Origin of the sequence: Micromonospora sp. FIMYZ51, from assembly GCF_038246755.1 — a bacterium.
Lineage (GTDB): Bacteria > Actinomycetota > Actinomycetes > Mycobacteriales > Micromonosporaceae > Micromonospora.
On sequence record NZ_CP134706.1, the window covers coordinates 5,423,817 to 5,443,434 of the forward strand.

The 19,618-nt window shown below is 73.2% G+C and carries 13 protein-coding genes; 7 read left to right on the forward strand and 6 right to left on the reverse strand.

Features of this window, described 5'->3' with window-relative positions; all coding sequences use genetic code 11:
- The first annotated feature begins 17 nt into the window (after positions 1-17).
- The 3 genes from QQG74_RS24200 (at position 18) to QQG74_RS24210 (ending at position 6,007) form a co-directional block, all read left to right on the forward strand.
- The gene (locus QQG74_RS24200) at positions 18-1,769 is read left to right on the forward strand and encodes a hypothetical protein (RefSeq protein WP_341717025.1); all 1,752 of its coding nucleotides are present in this window, start codon (positions 18-20) and stop codon (positions 1,767-1,769) included.
- A 172-nt stretch (positions 1,770-1,941) separates the two neighbouring features.
- Entirely contained in the window at positions 1,942-2,325 is a 384-nt protein-coding gene (locus QQG74_RS24205) for a hypothetical protein (RefSeq protein WP_341717026.1), read from the forward strand.
- 4 nt (positions 2,326-2,329) lie between these two features.
- Positions 2,330-6,007, forward strand: coding sequence for an AAA domain-containing protein (locus QQG74_RS24210; protein ID WP_341717027.1), 3,678 nt, complete (start codon positions 2,330-2,332; stop codon positions 6,005-6,007).
- 45 nt (positions 6,008-6,052) lie between these two features.
- Here QQG74_RS24210 and QQG74_RS24215 read toward each other — a convergent pair whose 3' ends face one another.
- Positions 6,053-9,175, reverse strand: a complete 3,123-nt coding sequence (locus tag QQG74_RS24215) for a bifunctional [glutamine synthetase] adenylyltransferase/[glutamine synthetase]-adenylyl-L-tyrosine phosphorylase (protein ID WP_341717028.1) — start codon at positions 9,173-9,175, stop codon at positions 6,053-6,055.
- On the reverse strand, positions 9,175-9,942 hold the full coding sequence (locus QQG74_RS24220; protein WP_341717029.1) for a type 1 glutamine amidotransferase: 768 nt from the start codon (positions 9,940-9,942) through the stop codon (positions 9,175-9,177). Before QQG74_RS24220 ends, QQG74_RS24215 begins: the two co-directional genes overlap by 1 nt.
- 126 nt (positions 9,943-10,068) lie before the next feature.
- Between QQG74_RS24220 and QQG74_RS24225 the strand changes: the two genes are divergently transcribed.
- Both QQG74_RS24225 and QQG74_RS24230 read left to right on the forward strand, forming a co-directional pair.
- Positions 10,069-10,944 carry an LD-carboxypeptidase gene (locus tag QQG74_RS24225; protein ID WP_341721350.1) on the forward strand — a complete coding sequence of 292 codons (876 nt, stop codon included), beginning with the start codon at positions 10,069-10,071 and terminating at the stop codon, positions 10,942-10,944.
- A gap of 154 nt (positions 10,945-11,098) precedes the next feature.
- Positions 11,099-11,614 carry a hypothetical protein gene (locus tag QQG74_RS24230; RefSeq protein ID WP_341717030.1) on the forward strand — a complete coding sequence of 172 codons (516 nt, stop codon included), beginning with the start codon at positions 11,099-11,101 and terminating at the stop codon, positions 11,612-11,614.
- Positions 11,615-11,789: 175 nt separating this feature from the next.
- Here QQG74_RS24230 and QQG74_RS24235 read toward each other — a convergent pair whose 3' ends face one another.
- Together QQG74_RS24235 and QQG74_RS24240 are read right to left on the reverse strand one after the other, a co-directional pair.
- Positions 11,790-12,215: a DUF350 domain-containing protein gene (locus QQG74_RS24235; protein WP_111241786.1), complete on the reverse strand. Its 426-nt coding sequence runs from the start codon at positions 12,213-12,215 to the stop codon at positions 11,790-11,792.
- Between the two features lie 121 nt (positions 12,216-12,336).
- A complete protein-coding gene (locus QQG74_RS24240; protein WP_341717031.1) occupies positions 12,337-13,686 on the reverse strand; it encodes a glutamine synthetase family protein in 1,350 nt (449 codons plus the stop codon).
- Positions 13,687-13,885: 199 nt separating this feature from the next.
- Between QQG74_RS24240 and QQG74_RS24245 the strand changes: the two genes are divergently transcribed.
- Complete coding sequence (locus tag QQG74_RS24245; protein WP_341717032.1) at positions 13,886-15,652, forward strand: NAD+ synthase; 1,767 nt, start codon at positions 13,886-13,888, stop codon at positions 15,650-15,652.
- Positions 15,653-15,763: 111 nt separating this feature from the next.
- Positions 15,764-16,609: a 3-methyl-2-oxobutanoate hydroxymethyltransferase gene (gene panB, locus QQG74_RS24250; protein WP_341717033.1), complete on the forward strand. Its 846-nt coding sequence runs from the start codon at positions 15,764-15,766 to the stop codon at positions 16,607-16,609.
- Positions 16,610-16,929: 320 nt separating this feature from the next.
- Here panB and QQG74_RS24255 read toward each other — a convergent pair whose 3' ends face one another.
- A complete protein-coding gene (locus QQG74_RS24255) occupies positions 16,930-17,298 on the reverse strand; it encodes a VOC family protein (RefSeq protein ID WP_341717034.1) in 369 nt (122 codons plus the stop codon).
- A gap of 660 nt (positions 17,299-17,958) precedes the next feature.
- Entirely contained in the window at positions 17,959-19,569 is a 1,611-nt protein-coding gene (locus QQG74_RS24260; RefSeq protein WP_341717035.1) for a DUF222 domain-containing protein, read from the reverse strand.
- Positions 19,570-19,618 lie beyond the last annotated feature (49 nt).

Genomic DNA, 19,618 nt, shown 5'->3' on the forward strand with positions numbered 1-19,618 from the left:
GCGGTACGGAGGTGGGCATGCGGGGCAGTCGGGTGGTGGCGCTGGCCGCCGCGTCCGCCGGGGCGCTGGGTGTGGCGTACCTCATCCTCCCGGCGATGGGCTCGGACCTGGCCGCGCAGGTCGCGCGGGCGGACTTCTTCGCCGCGCACGGCCTGTCGCCGGTCGACCTACGCTGGTACGCCGGGGTCCAGCAGTTCGGCTACAGCCTGCTCGCCCAGCCGCTGATGGCCCTGCTCGGGGTACGCCTCACCGGTGCGCTGGCCCTGGTCGGTGCGGCGACCGCGTTCGCCGCACTGCTTGTGCGTACCCGGGTGCCCCGGCCGCTGCTCGGCAGCCTGGTCGGCGTGGTCACCATCGCCGGCAACCTGGTCGCCGGTCGGGTCACGTACGGCCTCGGGGTGGCTTTCGGCCTCGCCGCCCTGCTCGCCCTCACCCGGTCCCCCACCGACGCCCGACCGGCCGGGTCGCGTCCCGCCGGCACCCGACCAGCCGACTCGTCTCCCACCGGTCCCCGACCGGCCGGGTCACGCCCCGCCGGCTCCCGGCTGGCCGGCGGGTGGCTGCGGCTGGCGCTGGCTGCGGTCGGTGCGCTGCTGGCCTCGGCGACCAGTCCGGTGGCCGGCCTCTTCGTCGGGTTGGCCGGGGTGGCGCTGCTGCTCTCCCGCCGCTATGCCGACGGGCTGGCCCTCGCGATCGCCGCCGCACTGCCGCTGGGCATGACGGCGCTGCTCTTCGGCGACGGTGGCTGGATGAACATCAGCCGCACCGACACGATCCGGGCCACGGTGACCGCGCTGCTGGTGGCCGTGCTGGTCGGGTATCGGCCGGTACGGCTGGGTGCGCTGCTGGCGGCCGGCGGGGTGGTCGCGGCGGCGCTGGTGCACACTCCGGTCGGCCTGAACGCCACCCGGCTGGCCACCATGTTCGCGCTCCCGGTCCTGGCCGCCGCCGCCCGCCTGCCCGCCTGGCCGACCAGCCGGCCCGCCCAGTCGACCCGCCTGCTCTCCTGGCCGACCGGCCGGCCCGCCCAGTCGGCTCGCGTGCCCGGACCGGCGGCGCGGGGGCGGGCGCGACGCCCGGTGGCGGCGGTGGCGTTGACCGCGCTGCTGGCGGCGGTGTGCTGGTGGCAACCGCCGGTGGTCCCCGCCGACCTGCGCAGCATCGGCGACCCGACAAGCGACCCCGGCTACTTCGCGCCGCTGCGCGCCGAGTTGGACCGGCGCGGGCTCACCGGCCGGCTGGAGGTGCCGCCGACCCGCAACTACTGGGAGGCGGCCCGGCTCGGCGACCTGCCGCTGGCTCGGGGCTGGCTGCGGCAGGCCGACATCGACCGCAACCCGCTCTTCTTCACCACCGTGCCGGGTGCCGCCGGCACCGGTGTGCCGCTGACCGCGGCGAGCTACCGGGCCTGGCTGGACGAGAACGCGGTGCAGTACGTCGCGGTGCCCGACGCGCCACTGTCCTGGGTGGGCCGGGCCGAGGCCGAACTGATCGCGGCGGGTCTGCCGTACCTGACCGAGGTCTGGTCGCAGCGGCAATGGCGGCTGTACGCGGTGGCCGACCCGACCCCACTTGTCGGTCCGCCCGGTCAACTGCTCGCCACCGATGGCGCCTCGATCACCTTCCGCGCCGCCCGCCCCGGCCCGGTGCCGGTCCGCGTCCGGCACAGCCGCTGGCTGACCGCCTCCGATGGCGCGACGGTCTCCGCCGACGGGGTCTGGACGACGGTGACGGTTTCCCGCGCCGGGACGTACACCCTCGGCAGCTGAACCGGCCGCCGGGGCGACCAACCCGGCAGCTGATGCGGGCGGCGGCCGGCGGGATCGACGGCGGCCGGGGTCGGATATTCGACAGAGCGGCCATCGGGGTCGATGCGTCTGCGGCCGGTTGGCTAACCTTTGCGCTCCGAATAGGGCCTCGTTGCTGACGACTGGAGGTTTCGTGACCGACGGCGCCGTGGCGCAGGTGCAGATTCTCGCGGACGGCGATGTGCTCCGTGCAGAGCGCCTGGCCAGATCCCTGATCCGGGATCTGGCGGCGGTGGCGAGCCTCGATGTCCGTCCGGCCGAGGCCGGGTCCTCGTCCGCCCCGCCGGGCGCGAAGGGCACGGAGTTGCTCAACGACGCCTCCATGTGGGTCTTCCTCACCGCCGGCGCGCACGCCAGCGCCCGGGTCCTCCTCGCGACGATCCAGGCGTGGCTCGAACGCGACCGGAACCGGCGGGTCCGACTCACCATCGGCGACCGGAGCATCGAACTGCCTGCCACCACGACCGCCAGCCAGGAACGACTGGTCAAGCTGTTCCTCCGCGAAGGCGGGCAGTAGCGGCGTGTCGTCCGGGGCACGCAAGGCTCTGCTGATCGGAGTGGAGCGGTACGACAACGCCACCTTCACCCAGCTACCGTCCTGTCGGGCCGACGTCTGGGCGATGAACCAGGTGCTCCGCCATCCGGCGATCGGCAGGTTCGACGACGTCAGGTCGCTGCCGGATCCGACCGCCGTCGACCTGCGCCAGGAGATCAGCAGTTTCCTGGAGGAGGCGGCTCCGGCGGACCTCGTCCTGCTCTACCTCAGCTGCCACGGCTTCCGGCTGCGGTTCAGCTCCGGCGAGTTCTTCTTCGTCGCCCGGGACACCGACCCGGACCGGCCGGCGGAGACGGCCGTCTCCGCCGGCTTCGTCAACGAGCAGCTTGAGGGGTGCCGAGCGGCCCGAAAGGTCACCATCATCGACGCCTGCGACAGTGGCGGGTTCGCGGTCGGGCTGCGTACCCGGGACGAGAAGGGCGGCGAGCGGACCGCGCCACTACAGAGCCGGGGCGTCTACGTGCTCTCCTCCTCCGGGGTGGGTGAGGCGTCGTACGGCGGTCCGCCCGGCGACTCCGGAGCCCCGACTCCCTCGGTGTTCACCGCCGAGATCGTCCGGGCGCTGCAAACCGGCGCGGCCGACCACGACGGCGACGGCAAGGTCTCCGTCGAGGACCTCTTCCACTACGTGGCGCCCCGGGTACGCGCCCACGAACTCGGCTCTCGCCAGGCCCCGGTCTACTCCTCCGTCGGCGTCAACTCGAAGGTGATCATCGCGGACGTGATCTCCGGCGGAGCGGTCCGGCTGGAGGCGACACCTGCCGACCTGAGCGCTGTTCCCGGCGTCCGGTCCAGCTCACCGAAGCGGCCCGAGGCCGGCGAGCCGCTCACCGTGGGGCAGCAGTGGGCCCGGCTGCTCGACTACTACCGGGCGTGCCTGGAGAGCCTGGCCGAGGACACCCCGCTGCTGCGGCTCAGCGAGGAGGGCGACCGGTTCGTCGTGCTCCAGGGCCGCGAGCGGGTCCTGTCGGGCGGTGCGGACGGCGACGATCAGGTCGTACTCACCGGCGACATCGCGGACTGGGCACGGCGGGCCACGGCATCCGGCGACGAACTTTGGGCCGGTTTCCCCGCCGTCCTGCTCTACGGTCCGGCCGATCGACAATGGCGGGAACCGCGCTTCGCGCCGCTGCTCGTACGGCGGGTCGAGGTGGTCGACGACGGCGACGAGCTGCGCCTGGAGGCGGTCGGCCCGGCCCAGCCCCATCCCGGGCTCGCCCGCGAGCGGCTCGGTCCCGAGCCGGCCGAGCAGCTGCTCTCCTCGTACTTCGCGACCTGGCACGCGGGATCGTACGGCCAGATGGTCAAGGACATCCGCGCGGTGTTGCAGACCGACTTCGAGCTGCCAATGGTGGAGGAGCTGCGTCCCGAACTACTGGCCCCCACCATCGATCAGCGCACGCCCACCGCCGGGGCGCGCAACGTCGCCGTACTGCATCGGGTCTCGCGTCGGGACCAGGCCGTCGCGGGCCTGCTGAAGGACCTCGCCCACCTCCGACGGGACACCGGCCAGATCGGGCGTACGGCGCTCGGCGCGCTGCTCACCGGCGACCAGCCGCCGGCCGAGGTGGCACGGGTGCCCCTGGTCACTCCGCTGCCCTGCAACGAGTCCCAACAGGCGGTGATCTCGTCGGCGATGACGGCGCGGCTCACCGTCGCCACCGGGCCGCCCGGCAGCGGCAAGAGTCAACTCGTCACCAACACCGTGGCGACGGCGGTCGCGGCCGGTCAGAAGGTGCTCGTCGCCTCCACAAACAACACCGCAGTCGACGAGGTGTGGCGGCGCTGCCGGGAACTGCTACCCGGCCTACTGGTACGCACCGGCAGTCGTACCGGCACGATCAACTACGCGGAGCACGAGACGGCCGAGCTGACCCAGCTGACGGCGCTGGAGCCGGCCGCGACCAATCCGCCGACCGCCCGGGCGGCGCTGGTGGAGAGCCTCGCCGCGGTGGACGCCGCCCGCGTCACCCTCGCCGGCATCGCGGCGCTGGAGCGGGACCTGCTGCACCTCGCGCAGGCCCGCGAGCGACTCGCCACCGAGCTGGGTGGCACGGTCGAGGAGTTGACCGACCGGTTCGGCGGCGAGCGCGGGCTCGCCCGCTGGGAACGCCGGGCGCGGCGAGCTGCCGAGGCGCGGCTGTTCGGCACCTGGCGCCGGCAGCGGTTGCTGCGCTCGCTGCGGCAGGCCGGCCCGCCGATGCCCGAAACCTGCCGGGCGTTCGCCGATCTGGCCGCCGTGCAGCGTCGCTGGACCCCGCTGCGGGAGCAGGCCGTCCGGTCACCGGCCGACGGCTCGCTCGCCGCCGAACTGGCCCGGGCCGAGGAAGCCGCACAGCGGGCGTCCGTCGTGCTTGTCGACAGCGTGGTGCGTACCTCCGCGAGGACCGGACGCCACCTGCTGACGAGCCTGTTGCGGGCCAAGCGGGACCGCACCGGCGACTGGCCGGCGGTCCGCCGCGCGCTTGACGCGGTGCGCGGCTGGGCGGTGAGCAGTCTCTCGGCGCGCCGGTTTCCGGCCGAGGCCGGGCTGTTCGACCTGGTGGTCATCGACGAGGCGAGCCAGTGTTCGGTGCCCCAGGTCATCCCGCTGCTGTTCCGGGCCCGCCGGGCCCTGGTGATCGGCGACCCCATGCAGTTGCCGCACATTCCCGGCATCACGCCGGACCGGGAGACGGCGGCCCGGCGCGGCGCGGGGCTGCGGGCCGACTGGCTCGAGGCGCGACAGTTGGCGTACCGCAGGCATTCGGCCTTCCACGCGGTGGAGCGCGCGGCGGGCGGCAGCCGCCTTCTCGACGAGCACTACCGCTGCCATCCGCAGATCGCGGACCTGGTGAACCGCCTCTTCTACGGCGGCCGGCTCACCGTCCTGACCGACACCAGGCGCCAGCACCGGATCGACCGCGACCCCGTGGTCTGGGTGCCGGTGGCGGGGCAGCCGGCCCGACCGCCGTACGGCGGATCGTGGGTGAACGCGGCGGAGGCCGAGAAGATCCACGACTGCCTCGCGTACCTGTTGAAGCTCCTGCCGGCCGAGGCCACCGTGGGAGTGGTCACGCCGTACAAGGCGCAGGCCGAACGGCTGGCCGAGCGGTGGCGACACGAGCCACGCATCCGGATTGGTACCGCGCACACCTTCCAGGGCGGCGAGCGCGACGTCATCGTGCTCGGCCTGGTCGCGGGTCCGGCGATGCCCGCCAGCAGCGTGGCGTGGTTGGAAGGCGAGCGCAACCTCTGGAACGTCGCGCTCAGCCGGGCCCGCGGTCACCTGCTCGTGGTGGGCGACCGGCAGTTCTGGGCCACCCGCCGCGGCGTCGGCGCGGACCTCGCCGCCGTGGGTGCCCGGGCCGCCGAGGCGGCGGACGATCCCGTACGTCAGCGGCTCTACTCCCGGCTGACCAGGACCGTTCGCCGGGCCACCGACACGGTCACCCTCGACGGGGAGGTGAACGGGCATCGCTGTGACGCCCTCGTCAGCCAGGACGCCGGGCGTACCGCCGTCGTCCTCGACCGCTCCACCACGGATCGGGACCTCGCCCGCCATCTCCGCGTGCAGTACCGCCGCGTCGAGATCCTGACCGACGAGCAGACCACCGCGGTACGCCTGCCGGCGTGGCGGCTGTACGACCGCGCGGATGGTTAAGCAGGGGCCCTTCCTATACCTGAGGCGTTAACCGGGGGCCCTTCCTTACATCTCCAGGACGCGTTGGGTGGCGGCGCGGGAGCGGCGGCCGGTGCGCAGGTACTCGTCGAGGAACTCGCCCGGGTCGTCCGCGCCGAGCAACCGGACCACCCCGGCCAGCACCACGCCGTGCCGGGGCAGTTGGTCGCCGGCCCGGCCACGGACCAGCATCAGCGCGTTGCGGACCTGTGCCGCCAGGGTCCAGCCGGCCGCCATCGCCTCGGCGTCCGCCGGGTCGACCAGGCCGGCGTCCCGGGCGGCGGCGAGCGCGTCGAGGGTACGCGTACCGCGCAGCTGCGGGTACGCACCGGCGTGCCGCAACTGGAGCAACTGCACCGCCCACTCGACGTCGGCCAGGCCGCCCCGGCCCAGCTTGGTGTGGGTGGCCGGGTCAGCGCCTCGGGGCAGTCGCTCGGTCTCCACCCGCGCCTTGATCCGGCGGATCTCGATTATCTGTTCGCGGGTCAGCCCGTCGGCCGGGTACCGGACCGGATCGACAAGCTGCTCGAACCGGGTGCCCAGCTCGGCGTCGCCGGCCACACAGCGGGCCCGCAGCAGGGCCTGTGCCTCCCACACCCGCGACCAGCGGGCGTAGTACTGCTGGTAGGCGGCGAGGCTGCGGACCAGTGGACCCTGCCGCCCCTCCGGGCGCAGGTCGGCGTCGACGCCGAGCGCCGGATCGGGCGCGGGCATGCCGAGCAGCCGGCGCAGCTCCTCGGCGATGGCCTGGGCGGCGGCACTGGCCGCGCTCTCGGTGACGCCCTCCGGCGGCTCGTAGACGAAGAGCACGTCGGCGTCGGACAGGTAGTTTGACTCGTAGCCGCCGAGCCGGCCCATCCCGATCACCGCGAACCGCAGGTCCGGCAGGGCCGGTTGGGCGGCCCGGGCGGTGCGTAGCGCGGCGGCGAGGGTGGCGTCGGTGACGGCGGCGAGCGCGGAGCCGACCGCCGTGATGTCGGTAAGGGCGGGCGTCGGCCGGCCACCGTCCGGACGCGACGGAGCGAGTGAGCCGGCGCGGCTGAGCACGTCGGCGCAGGCGAGGCGGAGCAGTTCCCGTCGGCGCAGCGCGCGTACCGCCCGGATGGCCTCGACCGGGTCGTCGGCGTGCCGGGCCGCGGCGGCGGCGAAGCCGTCGTAGAGCACCTCGCGGGGCCGGGGACGCAGCTCGCTCTCCTCGGCCAGCAGGCGCAGCGCCTCGGGTTCGCGGGCCAGCAGGTCGGCGACGTACCGGGACGAGGAGAGCACCCGGGCCAACCGTCGGGCCACCGGCCCGGAGTCGCGCAGCAGTCGCAGGTACCACGGGGTGCTGCCGAGCGAGTCGGAGACCTGGCGGTAGTTGAGCAGGCCCCGGTCCGGTTCGGGGGCGTCGGCGAACTCGCTGAGCAGCACCGGCAGCAGGGTGCGCTGGATGGCGGCGGTGCGGCTCACCCCGCCGGTCAGGGCCTGGAGGTGACGCAGCGCCCCGGCCGGGTCGGCGAAGCCGAGGATCTCCAGGCGGTGGCGGGCCGCCTGCGGGGTCAGCCGCAGCCCGTCGGCCGGTACCCGGGCCACCGACTCCAGCAGCGGCCGGTAGAGCAGTTTGGCGTGCAGCCGGCGTACCTCGGTGGCGTGGGTGACCCACTCGGCGCGGAACTCCTCCACGGCGCTGCGGCCGGGGGTGGCGGTGTAGCCGAGCGCGCCGGCGAGCCAGCGCAGGGCCCCCGGCTCGGCCGGCACGGTGTGGGTCCGCCGCAGACCCTGTAGTTGCAGGCGGTGCTCGACGCCGCGCAGGAAGCGGTAGCCGCGCAGCAGCGCCTCCCCGTCGGCCCGGCCGACGTAGCCGCCGGTGACCAGCGCCCGCAGCGCGGGGATGGTGCCGGGGGCGCGCAGCGACTCGTCGCCGCGCCCGTGCACCAACTGGAGCAGCTGTACCGCGAACTCGATGTCGCGCAGCCCACCCGGGCCGCGTTTGATCTCGCGTTCCAGCTCCTTCGGCGGGATGTTGTCGATGATTTTCCGGCGCATCGCGCGGACGTCCTCGACCGCCTCCGGGCGTTCGGCGGCCTGCCAGAGCAGCGGGGACAGGGCGTCGATCCACTCCCGGCCCAGCGCCAGGTCACCGGCGGCCGGGCGGGCCTTGAGCAGGGCCTGGAACTCCCAGGTACGCGCCCACCGCCGGTAGTACGCCAGATGGCTGGCGAGGGTACGCACCAGCGGCCCCCGGTTGCCCTCGGGGCGCAGCGCGGCGTCGACCGGCCAGGCCACCAGCCCGCAGATGTGGATCAGCCGGGTGGCCACGGTGGTGGCGGTGGTCAGGTCGTCGTCCTCGGCGGCCACGAAGATCACGTCGACGTCGGAGACGTAGTTCAGCTCGCCGCCACCGCACTTGCCCATCGCCACCACCGCCAGCCGCGGCTGCCGGGTGCCCTCGGGCAGCTCACCCACGGCGATCGCGTACGCGGCCGAGAGGGTGGCGTCGGCAAGCGTGGAGAGGGCGGCCATGGTCTGTTCCAGGCCGCGTCCGCCGGTCAGGTCGGCCGCCGCGATGCGCAACAGCGCCAGCCGGTACGCGCGCCGCAGCGCCGCCACCGGATTGCCGGCACCGGCGCGACCCGACGCGACCGCACCGGCGCGACCCGGCGCTGGAGCGTCTTCGGGCGCTGCCGTCGGCAGCCAGTCGACGTTCAGCCGCCCGTCGGCGGTCGGCGCCAGCCCGTCCGCCTCGGTGCGCAACACCGGCCACTGGTCGGGGTTGGCGACCAGGTGGTCCCCGAGCGCGGCGGAGGCGCCCAGCACGGCGATCAGCCGGCGGCGCAGCCCCGGATCGTCGGCCAGGGCGGCGAGCAGCGTGGAGCCGGCGGCGATCCCGGCGGCAGGATCGGCCACCGTGCCGGTCGGGCCGGTCTCGGCGCGTTGCTCGGACTCGACCAGCCGGTGCAGCTGGCGCAGCGCCAGATCCGGGTCGGCGGCCCGGGACAGCGCGGTGAGCAGCTCCTGGGCCCGTTCGTCGGTGGGTTCCTGCGGCTCCGGTCGCCACAGGCCGAGCCCGCTCGGGCCGAGCAGGTCGGCGGCGCGGGCGCCGCCGTCGTCGTCGGCGCTGCCGAAGCCGTAGCGGGCGAGCCGGCCCGTGGCGCTCGTCGGCCGCCCCATCAGTGCCCGAGCAGCGGCAGGCTGCGGCGCGACCCGCTGTCGTCCAACTCGCCGAGCGCCAGCGCGGCGAACCGCGCGGCAAAGGGCTGCCAGACCTCCTCGATGTCGACAAGTACCGCGTCGCAGGCGGCGATCACCAGCTGTGGGTCGTAACCCAGCTCGGCCAGGAGCGCCGAGTCGTTGGCCCACTCGGCGATCATCGCGGTGTCGCACTCGATGTGGAACTGGAGGCCCCAGGCCCGGTCACCGAGCCGGAACGCCTGGTTCGGGTAGCGGGTGGAGGCGGCCAGCAGGGTGGCGCCGACGGGTAGCTCGGTGATCTCGTCGGCGTGCCACTGGAGCACGTCCGGAATCAGCGGCACGTACCGGAAGAGCAGGTCCGTCTCGGCGGCGTCGCGCCGACCCACCACCGCCGGGCCGACCTCGGGCCCGGACGGGCTGCGCTCGACCGTGCCGGCGTGCGCGGTGGCGAGCAGTTGCGCGCCGAGGCAGACACCAAGCGTCGGCGTCCGGTGTCGGACCGCCTTGCGCAACAGCCCCTCCACGGCCGGGAACCACGGCGCCCCGGGGGAGCCGTCGCTTCCCGGGTACGCCTGCTGGTCGCCGCCGAGCACCACGAGCGCGGCGTGTCCGGCCAGATCGGGGGGCAGTTCGTCGCCCGCGTACGGGCGGGTCACCGACAGGTCGAGGCCGGCCTCGGTCAGCCACTCGCCCAGCCGCCGCACATCGTCGGTCGGGTCGTTCTCGATCACCAACGCGGTTGCCACGCCGTCGAGGCTATCGGGTCCCGCCGACCGGGGCGGTGCGCGGGACTAGGCTCTTGCGCTGTGTCCGACCACACCGCCTCCGACCACGTGGTACGCCCGCCGGCGCTGCGTCCGGGTGATGCGGTGATGCTGGTCTCGCCCTCGGGACCGACTCGCCCGGAACGGGTGGCCCGAGGCATCGAACTGCTCACCGGTTGGGGGCTGCGGCCGGTGCTCGCGCCGAACGTGTACGCCCGGCACGGCTACCTGGCCGGCACCGACGCGTTGCGGGCCGCCGACCTGAACACCGCCTTCGCCGATCCCGAGATCCGCGGCGTGATCTGCACCCGTGGCGGTTACGGCGCGCAGCGGGTGGTGGACGCCATCGACATGGCCACGGTCCGCCGTGATCCGAAGGTGGTGGCCGGGTTTTCCGACATCACCGCCCTCCAGTTGGCGCTCTGGCGTGGCGTCCGGCTCGCCGGGGTGCACGGGCCCGGCGCGGCCTGGCGGGACGAGCGCACCCCGCTGGCCTCGGCGGAGTCGCTGCACGCCGCGTTGACCACCACCGCGCCGGTCACCGTACGCGCCGTGCCGACCGAGGAAACCTTCGGCGTACGGGTGCCGGGGCGGGCCGTCGGCCGGCTGCTGGGCGGCAACCTCTGCCTGGTGGTGGCCTCGCTCGGCACCCCGGACATGCCGGACCTGACCGGGGCGGTGCTGCTGCTGGAGGACGTGCAGGAGCCGCCGTACAAGGTCGATCGGATGCTGACCCAGCTGCGCCGCGCCGGTGCGCTGGACGGGCTGGCCGGGGTGGCGGTGGGCCAGTTCAGCGACTGCGCGGACGGTTGGCCGATCGGCGTCGCCGACGTGCTCACCGAACGGCTCGGCGACCTGGGTGTGCCGGTACTTGGCGGCCTGCCGATCGGCCACGGGCCCGGTCAGCTCACCGTCCCGGTCGGCACCCGGGCCACCCTCGACGCCGCCGCCGGCACGCTGACCGTCACCGCCGCCGTCCGCTGACCTTGGCAAGCGAGGACGAAATGCGCCGCAGCTAGTCATTTGTTCGGTTCATCGTTCACTTTTGCCAGCTCGCTGACAGCATCGGCACGGGTGATCCTCAGTCGAGGCGGTCACTGTCGGTGACGTAAGCAATCACCGACGAGTTGGAGGATCGATGTCCCGCACGATCTCGAAGAAGCACCTGCTGGGTGGGCTGGCCGCCGCCGGTGTGCTCGCGGTGGGAATCGCCGCTCCCACCGTGGCCCTCGCCGACGACAAGGCCACGCCGAGCGCCAGCGCCAGCGCCGAGGACCAGCGCACGGACGACAAGCGTCCGGAGCGCGGGGAGCACCGCCAGGCGTTCGCCGGGGCGCTCGCCGAGGAGCTGGGGGTGCCCGTCGAGAAGGTGACCGAGGCGCTGGAGAAGCTCCGCGAGCAGTACAAGCCGCAGGGCAAGCCCGACGGTGAGCGCCGTGGTGGCGACCGTGAGCGTGGCGGTGATCGCGAGCGTGGCGGCCACCGTGGGCCGCAGGGCTCCCCCGAGGACCGCAAGCAGGCGCTTGCCGAGCGGCTCGCGAAGGCGGTCGAGGAGGGCAAGCTCACCCAGGAGCAGGCCGACGCGATCACGGCAGCCGTCGAGGCCGGTGTCTTCGGTGGCCCGGGTGCCCACGGCGAGTCCGCCGGCAAGTGACGCCGGGTCGTACCAACCGGTGTCAGCCGGCGGTACGGCAGGCCGATTGATCGACTCCATGACGCCGGTATGGCGGTGACCGAGTCACCGTGACACCGCCATACCGGCGGAACGGAGTGGATCAACCCCGAGCACGCCGGGCTCACCTACCGTGCGAGGCGAGCCGGAGGCGGCGTCAGGCGATGCAGGCGCAGACGATCAGCGCGGCGCCGAAGTGGCTGGCCGCGCTGACCCGGGCCACCGGGTGTGGCTCGTCGGCGCAGATGACCTCGCCGAGCTTGCCCGGGGTGAGCAGGTCCAGCACGAAGAAGGCAAGCGCCATGATGCCCAGGCCGATCAGTCCGAAGAGCACCGTCGAGGCCAGGCCCTTGGCGAAATCGTGGTAGCTGGTCAGGATCGCGGTGAACACGATCCCGGCGACACCGAGCTGGTTGGCGGCAAGCAGCAGACCCGCGTTGGCGTTGCGGCGTACCCAGATCAGGTCCCGCAGCTTGCCGGGCGTCAGCAGGTCGACCAGCACGAACCCGGCGGCCATCAGGCCGACCCCGACGATTCCGAACACCACGCTCTGCCAGGCTCCGCTGAGCAGATCCTCCAGCACCGACTGCCTCCCCGACCGTCGCCGACCGTTTCCGTGCCGGCGGACGCCGGCACGGTGATCGAGACGATAGCGGGAACGCGCAACGCCGGATCGACCGGCGCGGGCCAGAGCGCGGCGCGGGCTAGAGCGACAGGTAACGCTGCCGCTCGTACGGGGTCACCTCGCGGCGGTACTGCTCCCACTCGGAGCGCTTGTTACGCAGGACGAAGTCGAAGACGTGCTCGCCGAGCACCTCGGCGACCAGCTCCGAGTCGGCCATCACGTCGATCGCCTCGGCGAGGTTCTCCGGCAGCGGCTCGTACCCCATCGCCCGTCGCTCGGCGCTGGTCAGCGACCAGACGTCGTCCTCGGCGCCCGGCGGCAGCTCGTAGCCCTCCTCGATGCCCTTCATCCCGGCGCCGAGCAGCACCGCGAAGGCGAGGTACGGGTTGGCGGCCGAGTCGGGTGAGCGGATCTCCACCCGGGCCGAGTTCGGCTTGCCGTACGCCGGGACGCGGACCAGCGCGGAACGGTTCAGGTGACCCCAGCAGACGTACGCCGGGCTCTCGGTGACCCGGTCCGGCAGCGCCTGCGGGAAGAGCCGCTTGTACGAGTTGACCCACTGGTTGGTGACCGCGGTGTACTCCCGCGCGTGGGTCAGCAGCCCGGCGATGAAGGCCCGCGCGACCTTCGACAGCTTCATCGGGTCGCTCGGGTCGTGGAACGCGTTGCGCTCCCCCTCGAACAGCGACAGGTGGGTGTGCATCCCGCTGCCCGGCTGGTCGGTGAAGGGCTTCGGCATGAAGGTGGCCTGCACCCCGGTGGAAAGTGCCACCTCCTTGACCACGTGCCGGAACGTCATGATGTTGTCGGCGGTGGTGAGCGCGTCCGCGTAGCGCAGGTCGATCTCCTGCTGCCCGGGGGCGACCTCGTGGTGGCTGTACTCGACCGAGATGCCGATCCGCTCCAACGCGAGCACCGCCTGGCGGCGGAAGTCCCGCGCCACCGCGTGGGTGGTGTGCTCGAAGTAGCCGCCGGTGTCCACCGGCACCGGCACGCTGCCGTCCGCCGGCCCGTTCTCCAACAGGAAGAACTCGATCTCCGGGTGGGTGTAGAAGGTGAAGCCCTTCTCCGCCGCCCGGGACAGCGCCCGGCGCAGCACGTGCCGGGGGTCGGCCCAGGCCGGGCTGCCGTCGGGGAGCAGGATGTCGCAGAACATCCGGGCGCTCTCGCCGCTCACCCCGCCCTCGAACGGGAAGACCTGGAAGGTGGTCGGGTCCGGCATGGCCACCATGTCCGACTCGAAGACCCGGGCGAAGCCCTCGATCGCCGAGCCGTCGAACCCGATGCCCTCGTCGAAGGCGGACTCCAGCTCGGCGGGGGCGACCGACACGCTCTTGAGCGTGCCGAGCACGTCGGTGAACCAGAGCCGGACGAAGCGGATGTCCCGCTCTTCCAGCGTACGGAGGACGAACTCCTGCTGACGGTCCACTGTCCCAACCTTCCGCGACTCAATGTCCGCCTTCGGCCGGGCTTTACCCGACCTGACCGACCAGTCTTCACCGGCCCGATTACGCAGACGTTACGCGAATCGCCGGCATCATGCCCCGTGCAGTCCCGACCGGCGGACCCGCGGTCAGCTGTGCCGGCGCCCACGTGTCGAGCTGACCCCACTGGGGCAAGATGAGGGCATGCCCACCCTGCGTCTTGCTCTGTGCCAGGTCAACCCCGCCGTCGGTGACCTCACCGGCAACGCCGGCCTCGTCCGTGCCTGGACCCGCCGGGCCGCCGACGCCGGTGCCCAGCTGGTGCTCTTCCCGGAGATGGTACTGACCGGCTACCCGGTCGAGGACCTGGTCTTCCGGCGGTCCTTCGTCGCCGCGTCGAAGGCGGCGCTCGACCGGCTCGCCGCCGACCTCGCCACGGACGGGCTGGGCGAACTGCCGGTCGTGGTCGGCTATCTCGACGCCGACGGTCCGCCGCAGGTCAGTGGGGACGCCGAGCCCGGTCGGGGGGCCCGCAACGCGGCCGCGCTGCTGCACCGGGGCGAGATCGTGGCCACCTACTTCAAGCACCACCTGCCCAACTACGGCGTCTTCGACGAGGACCGCTACTTCGTGCCCGGGGACACCCTCACCGTGGTCCGCCTCGGTGGCGTGGACGTGGCGCTGACCATCTGCGAGGACCTGTGGCAGGCCGGCGGTCCGTTCGCCGCCGCCGGGCAGGCGGGGGTCGGGCTGGTGGTCAACATCAACGGCTCGCCGTACGAGCTGAACAAGGACGACGTACGGCTGCCGGTGGTCCGTCGCCGGGCCGCCGAGGCCGGGGCCACCATCGCGTACGTCAACATGATCGGCGGCCAGGACGAGTTGGTCTTCGAGGGCGACTCGATGATCGTCGCGCCGGACGGCACGCTGCTGACCCGAGCGCCGCAGTTCGTCGAGCACCTGCTCGTACACGATGTGGAGCTGCCGGCGGCGGGCGACGGCGCCGCCGGCATGGCCGGCGCGGAACTCGCCGACGGGCTGCGGGTGGTACGCCGTACGGTCGAGGGCATCCCACCGGCGCCGACCGGCCCGGCGGCCGTGGGTGGGATCATCGAGCCGGTCGCCGACGAGGCGGAGGTGTGGCAGGCGCTGGTGCTCGGGCTGCGCGACTACGTCGACAAGAACCGCTTCCCGTCGGTGGTGCTCGGCCTCTCCGGCGGCATCGACTCGGCGGTGGTGGCGGCCATCGCGGTGGACGCGCTCGGCGCCGACCGGGTGGTGGGGGTCTCCATGCCCAGTCAGCACTCCTCGGAGCACAGCCGGGAGGACGCGGCGGAACTGGCCAAGCGCACCGGGCTGGATTTCCGAATCGAGCCGATCCAGCCGATGGTGGACACCTTCCTGGCGAACATGTCGCTCTCCGGGGTGGCGGTGGAGAACCTCCAGGCCCGGGTACGCGGCGTGATCCTGATGGCCCTGTCCAACCAGGAGGGGCCGCTGGTGCTCACCACCGGCAACAAGAGCGAGCTGGCGGTCGGCTACTCCACCCTCTACGGCGACTCGGTCGGTGGCTTCAACCCGATCAAGGACGTCTGGAAGACGCTGGTCTGGCGGCTGGCCAAGTGGCGCAACGTTGAGGCGGCCCGCGCGGGCGCGACCCCGCCGATCCCGGAGAACTCGATCGGCAAGCCGCCCAGCGCCGAGCTGAGTCCCGGCCAGCTCGACAGCGACTCGCTGCCCGACTACGACGTACTCGATCCGATCCTGATCGGTTACATCGACGGCGATCTCGGCCGCGAGGGTCTGGTGGCCTCCGGCCACGACCCGGCGGTGGTGGACAAGGTGCTGCGGATGGTGGATACCGCGGAGTACAAGCGCCGCCAGTCCGCTCCCGGTACGAAGATCTCCATGAAGGCGTTCGGCCGGGACCGACGCCTGCCGATCACCAACCGCTGGCGGGAGGACGGCTGAGCGCCGGGGAGTGACTTCCTCCACTCCGCCCTGCCATCGGCCGCCTGGTTGATGGGACGATCGCGGCGGAGCCCGGGGACCGCGTACGCGGCCTCGAGGAAGGAGACAGTCATGGTGAAATCCACCCCGGCCGAGGTGACCGCCCTCTACGGCGGCCCGGCCACCCGACGGGTCCGCACCCGCGATCTGATCGCCGCCAAGGAGCGCGGCGAGAAGTGGGCCATGCTCACCTCGTACGACCAGTACACGGCCGCGATCTTCGACGCCGCCGGGATCCCGGTGCTGCTGGTAGGCGACTCGGCGGCGAACAACGTCTTCGGCTACGAGACCACCCTGCCGGTGACCGCCGAGGAGTTGCTGCCCCTGGTCCGGGCGGTGGTCCGGGCCACCCAGCACACGCTCGTCGTCGGTGACCTGCCGTTCGGCTCGTACGAGGAGGGGCCGACCCAGGCGCTGCGCACCGCCGTCCGGTTCATGAAGGAAGGCGGCTGCCACGCGGTGAAGCTGGAGGGCGGGCGGCGCTGCGCCGACCAGATCGCCGCCATCGTCGGCGCCGGCATCCCGGTGATGGCACACATCGGGTTCACCCCGCAGAGCGAGCACACGCTCGGCGGCTACCGGGTGCAGGGCCGCGGCGACACCGCCGAGGAGGTGCTCGCCGACGCCCGGGCCGTGGCCGAGGCGGGCGCGTTCGCGGTGGTCCTGGAGATGGTCCCCGGCGAGGTGGCCAAGCGGATCACCGCCGAACTCGCGATTCCCACGGTGGGCATCGGTGCCGGCCCGGAGACCGACGCCCAGGTGCTGGTCTGGCAGGACATGGCCGGCCTACGCACCGGCAAGGCACCACGCTTCGTGAAACGCTACGCCGACCTGGCCGGCACCCTCGGCGAGGCAACCCGACGCTTCGCCGACGAGGTCCGCGACAGCCAGTTCCCCGCCGCCGAACACACCTTCTGAGCCGGCGTCGGCGGCGGTCTGTGCACGCCCGGGCGGGGCCATCACGCCACGTCACGGACCGCCGCCGCAGCCCATCACAGCCCCGGCACGGCGCTGCATCGCCGCCGCAGCCCAGCCCATCACAGCCCCGGCACGGCGCTGCATCGCCGCCGCAGCCCAGCCCATCACAGCCCCGGCACGGCGCTGCATCGCCGCCGCAGCCCAGCCCACGCAGCCCCGGCACGGCGCTGCATCGCCGCCGCAGCCCAGCCCACGCAGTCCCGGCACGGCGCTGCATCGCCGCCGGCACCCGCTTCGTCGGGGACGTCCTGCGGGGAGGGTCAGCCGCTGACCAGGCAGAACGGGTGTCCGGCGGGGTCGAGGTAGACCCGCCACCGGTCACCACCCGGCTGGAAGCCGGCCTTGGTAGCGCCAAGTGCCAGCACCATGGCCTCGGCCTCGTCGACATCGTCGACGGAGTAGTCGAGGTGCAACTGCTGCGGGCGTCGCTGGTCCGGCCAGTCGGGCGGCTGGTACCCATCGACACGCTGAAAGCCGATGTAGAGCCCGTTCGGTCCGCTGAGCCCGACAAAGTCATCGGTGAAGTCAGGTGCGATCTCAAATCCGGTGGCCTGCCGGTAGAACTCAACAAGCGCCCTCGGGTCCGGACAATCGACCATGATCGCCGTGACGGTCAACTTCGGCGGCATGCACGCGAGCCTAACCCCGCTCCCCGCCCACGGGTGCCGCCTCTGCGCCGCATCCACCCGCCGGGTGACCAGGTAGCACACAACCAGCGGTCTGCTCCCCCGCCGACACCGCGCCACCTGCCCGACCCCCCACGCCACCTGCCCGACCCCGTTACCACACACCACCTGGCCCCACACCGCCACACCCACCCTTCTCACCGCAGGCGAGGACGGCCTACCGGCCCCCACCGGTGACGGCGCCACGCGGGCAGTCGAGAGCGACTCCCCGGCCTCCACCGGCGACAACAGCACTACGGCGGACAAGGGCAGTTGCCGACCTGCCATCGGTGACAGCAGCGCTACGGCGGAGAGGGCGGCGTACCGGCGCGCCATCGGTGACAGCAGCGCTACGGCGGAGAGGGCGGCCTGCCGGCGCGCCATCGGTGACAGCAGCGCTACGGCGGAGAGGGCGGCCTGCCGGCGCGCCATCGGTGACAGCAGCGCTACGGCGGAGAGGGCGGCCTGCCGGCGCGCCATCGGTGACAGCAGCGCTACGGCGGAGAGGGCGGCCTGCCGGCGCGCCATCGGTGACAGCAGCGCTATGCCGACTCCCGGCCCCGGCGACAGCTGCACCAGGGCGGACGAGGCAGACTCCCCGACCCCCATCGGTGGACAGCAGCGCTATGGCGGGTGAGGGCGGGTTGCCGGCCTACCATCGGTGGCGGCAACTCTGCGGTCTCGGGCGGCGGTCGGAGACCGGCGGGCTCGGCGTCCCGCCGGCTGCGCTAGACCAGGGTGGGAAAGGGGCAACGCCTCGCCGCCCGGGCCCGGCGCGGAGGCGGCCAGCAGCACTTCGCCGCTCGCGCCGGGCACAGAAGTAGTCAACAGCGCTCCGCCGCCCTGGCCCGGCGCGGAAGTGGTCACTGGGCGGCTCGAACTGCCGCCGCCAGCACCGCGCACCGAGCCGGTCGCCGGTGCTCGTAGGGCGTCTCCTCCGGCGGCCCGCGCGGCAGCGGTCGTGGCGCTGCGCCGGGGATGTGCGGTCGGTGCCGACCGGGAACGTTTGCCTGGTCCCTGTCCACGGGAGTGCGCCGATGGGCCACGGCGAAGGGGGTTACGGTGCAGGTGGTTACGGCGGGGATGCCGCTCGGGATCGAGCCAACCGGGCGGAACGAACTCCGGATGTCCGTCGGCAGCCAGGTAGACCTGCCAGCCATGGTGGTGCACTTGGCGATGGTGGTGACGGCAGAGCAGCACCGCGTTGGCGAGGCTGGTGGGGCCACCGTCGGACCAGTGTTGCAGATGGTGACCCTCGCACCAGCGGGGCGGCCGGTCGCAGCCGGGGAACGCACAGCCGCCGTCGCGCAGGACCAGTGCCCGGCGCAGCGGCCCGGAAAAGAGCCGGCGCTGCCGGCCCACGTCGAGCACCTGGCCCGCACCGCCGAGCACGGCCGGCAGCACCGCCGCGTCGCAGGCCAGCCGGCGCACCGTCGCGGGTGTCAGGGTCTGACCACTGTCCAACGTGCCCGGCCCGAGCCGCCCAGCGAGCAGGTCGTACGCGGTGGTGACGACGATCTGGGCGGCGTCGGCGCCGTGCTCGGGCAGCTCACCGGTGCGCAGGGCGAGTCGGCAGAGGTCACCGAGCGCGTCGTGGCGACGCTGTCCGGGCGTACGCGAGTCGTCGGGCCCGCTGGGCGCGGTCAGCGGCTCGATGGCGGCCCGCAGCAGGGCGGCGGTCTCGGCATCGAGGCTGCCGGCCAGTCGTGCCCGGCCGTCACGCGGATCGGAGAGGGTGAGGTGCCGATCCCGGGCAGCGCGGGCAGCCTCGGCTTCCAGCGCTCTGGCGGCAGCTTCCTCGGCGATCTCCGGGGCGACGTGGTCGAGGATGCGCGCACCGAGACGGCGCAGCACAGCCGAGTCGAACTGCCCAGCCCACTCGACCAGAAGAGTGGTGGCCCGCTCGGCCGCCTCGGCGCTCGCCTCCCGCGCCACCCCCGCCGCGATGTCGACGATCACCCGCGCCTGCGCCTCGTCGAGTCGGCCGTCGCCGAGGGCGAGCCGGACCTGGTCGGGCCCGGCATCCAGGGCACCCGCCAGGTCAACCAGTCGGCGAGCGGCCGGCACACCGAGTCGCAGCCGGTCACGGAGCCAGACCGCGGTCGACGAGGCACCCTGCGCGGCTGCCGTCCCTCGACCGTCCAGCTCACGCACGAGCGCCAGCTTCACCGCAGCGAGCCGCTGCTCCAGCCGGTGCACCGCATCGAGGGCATCGACGAGCACCTCCTGCGGCATAGCCCAGACAGAAGCGGCAACGCACGATCGCGTCGCTTCCTCGGCCCGC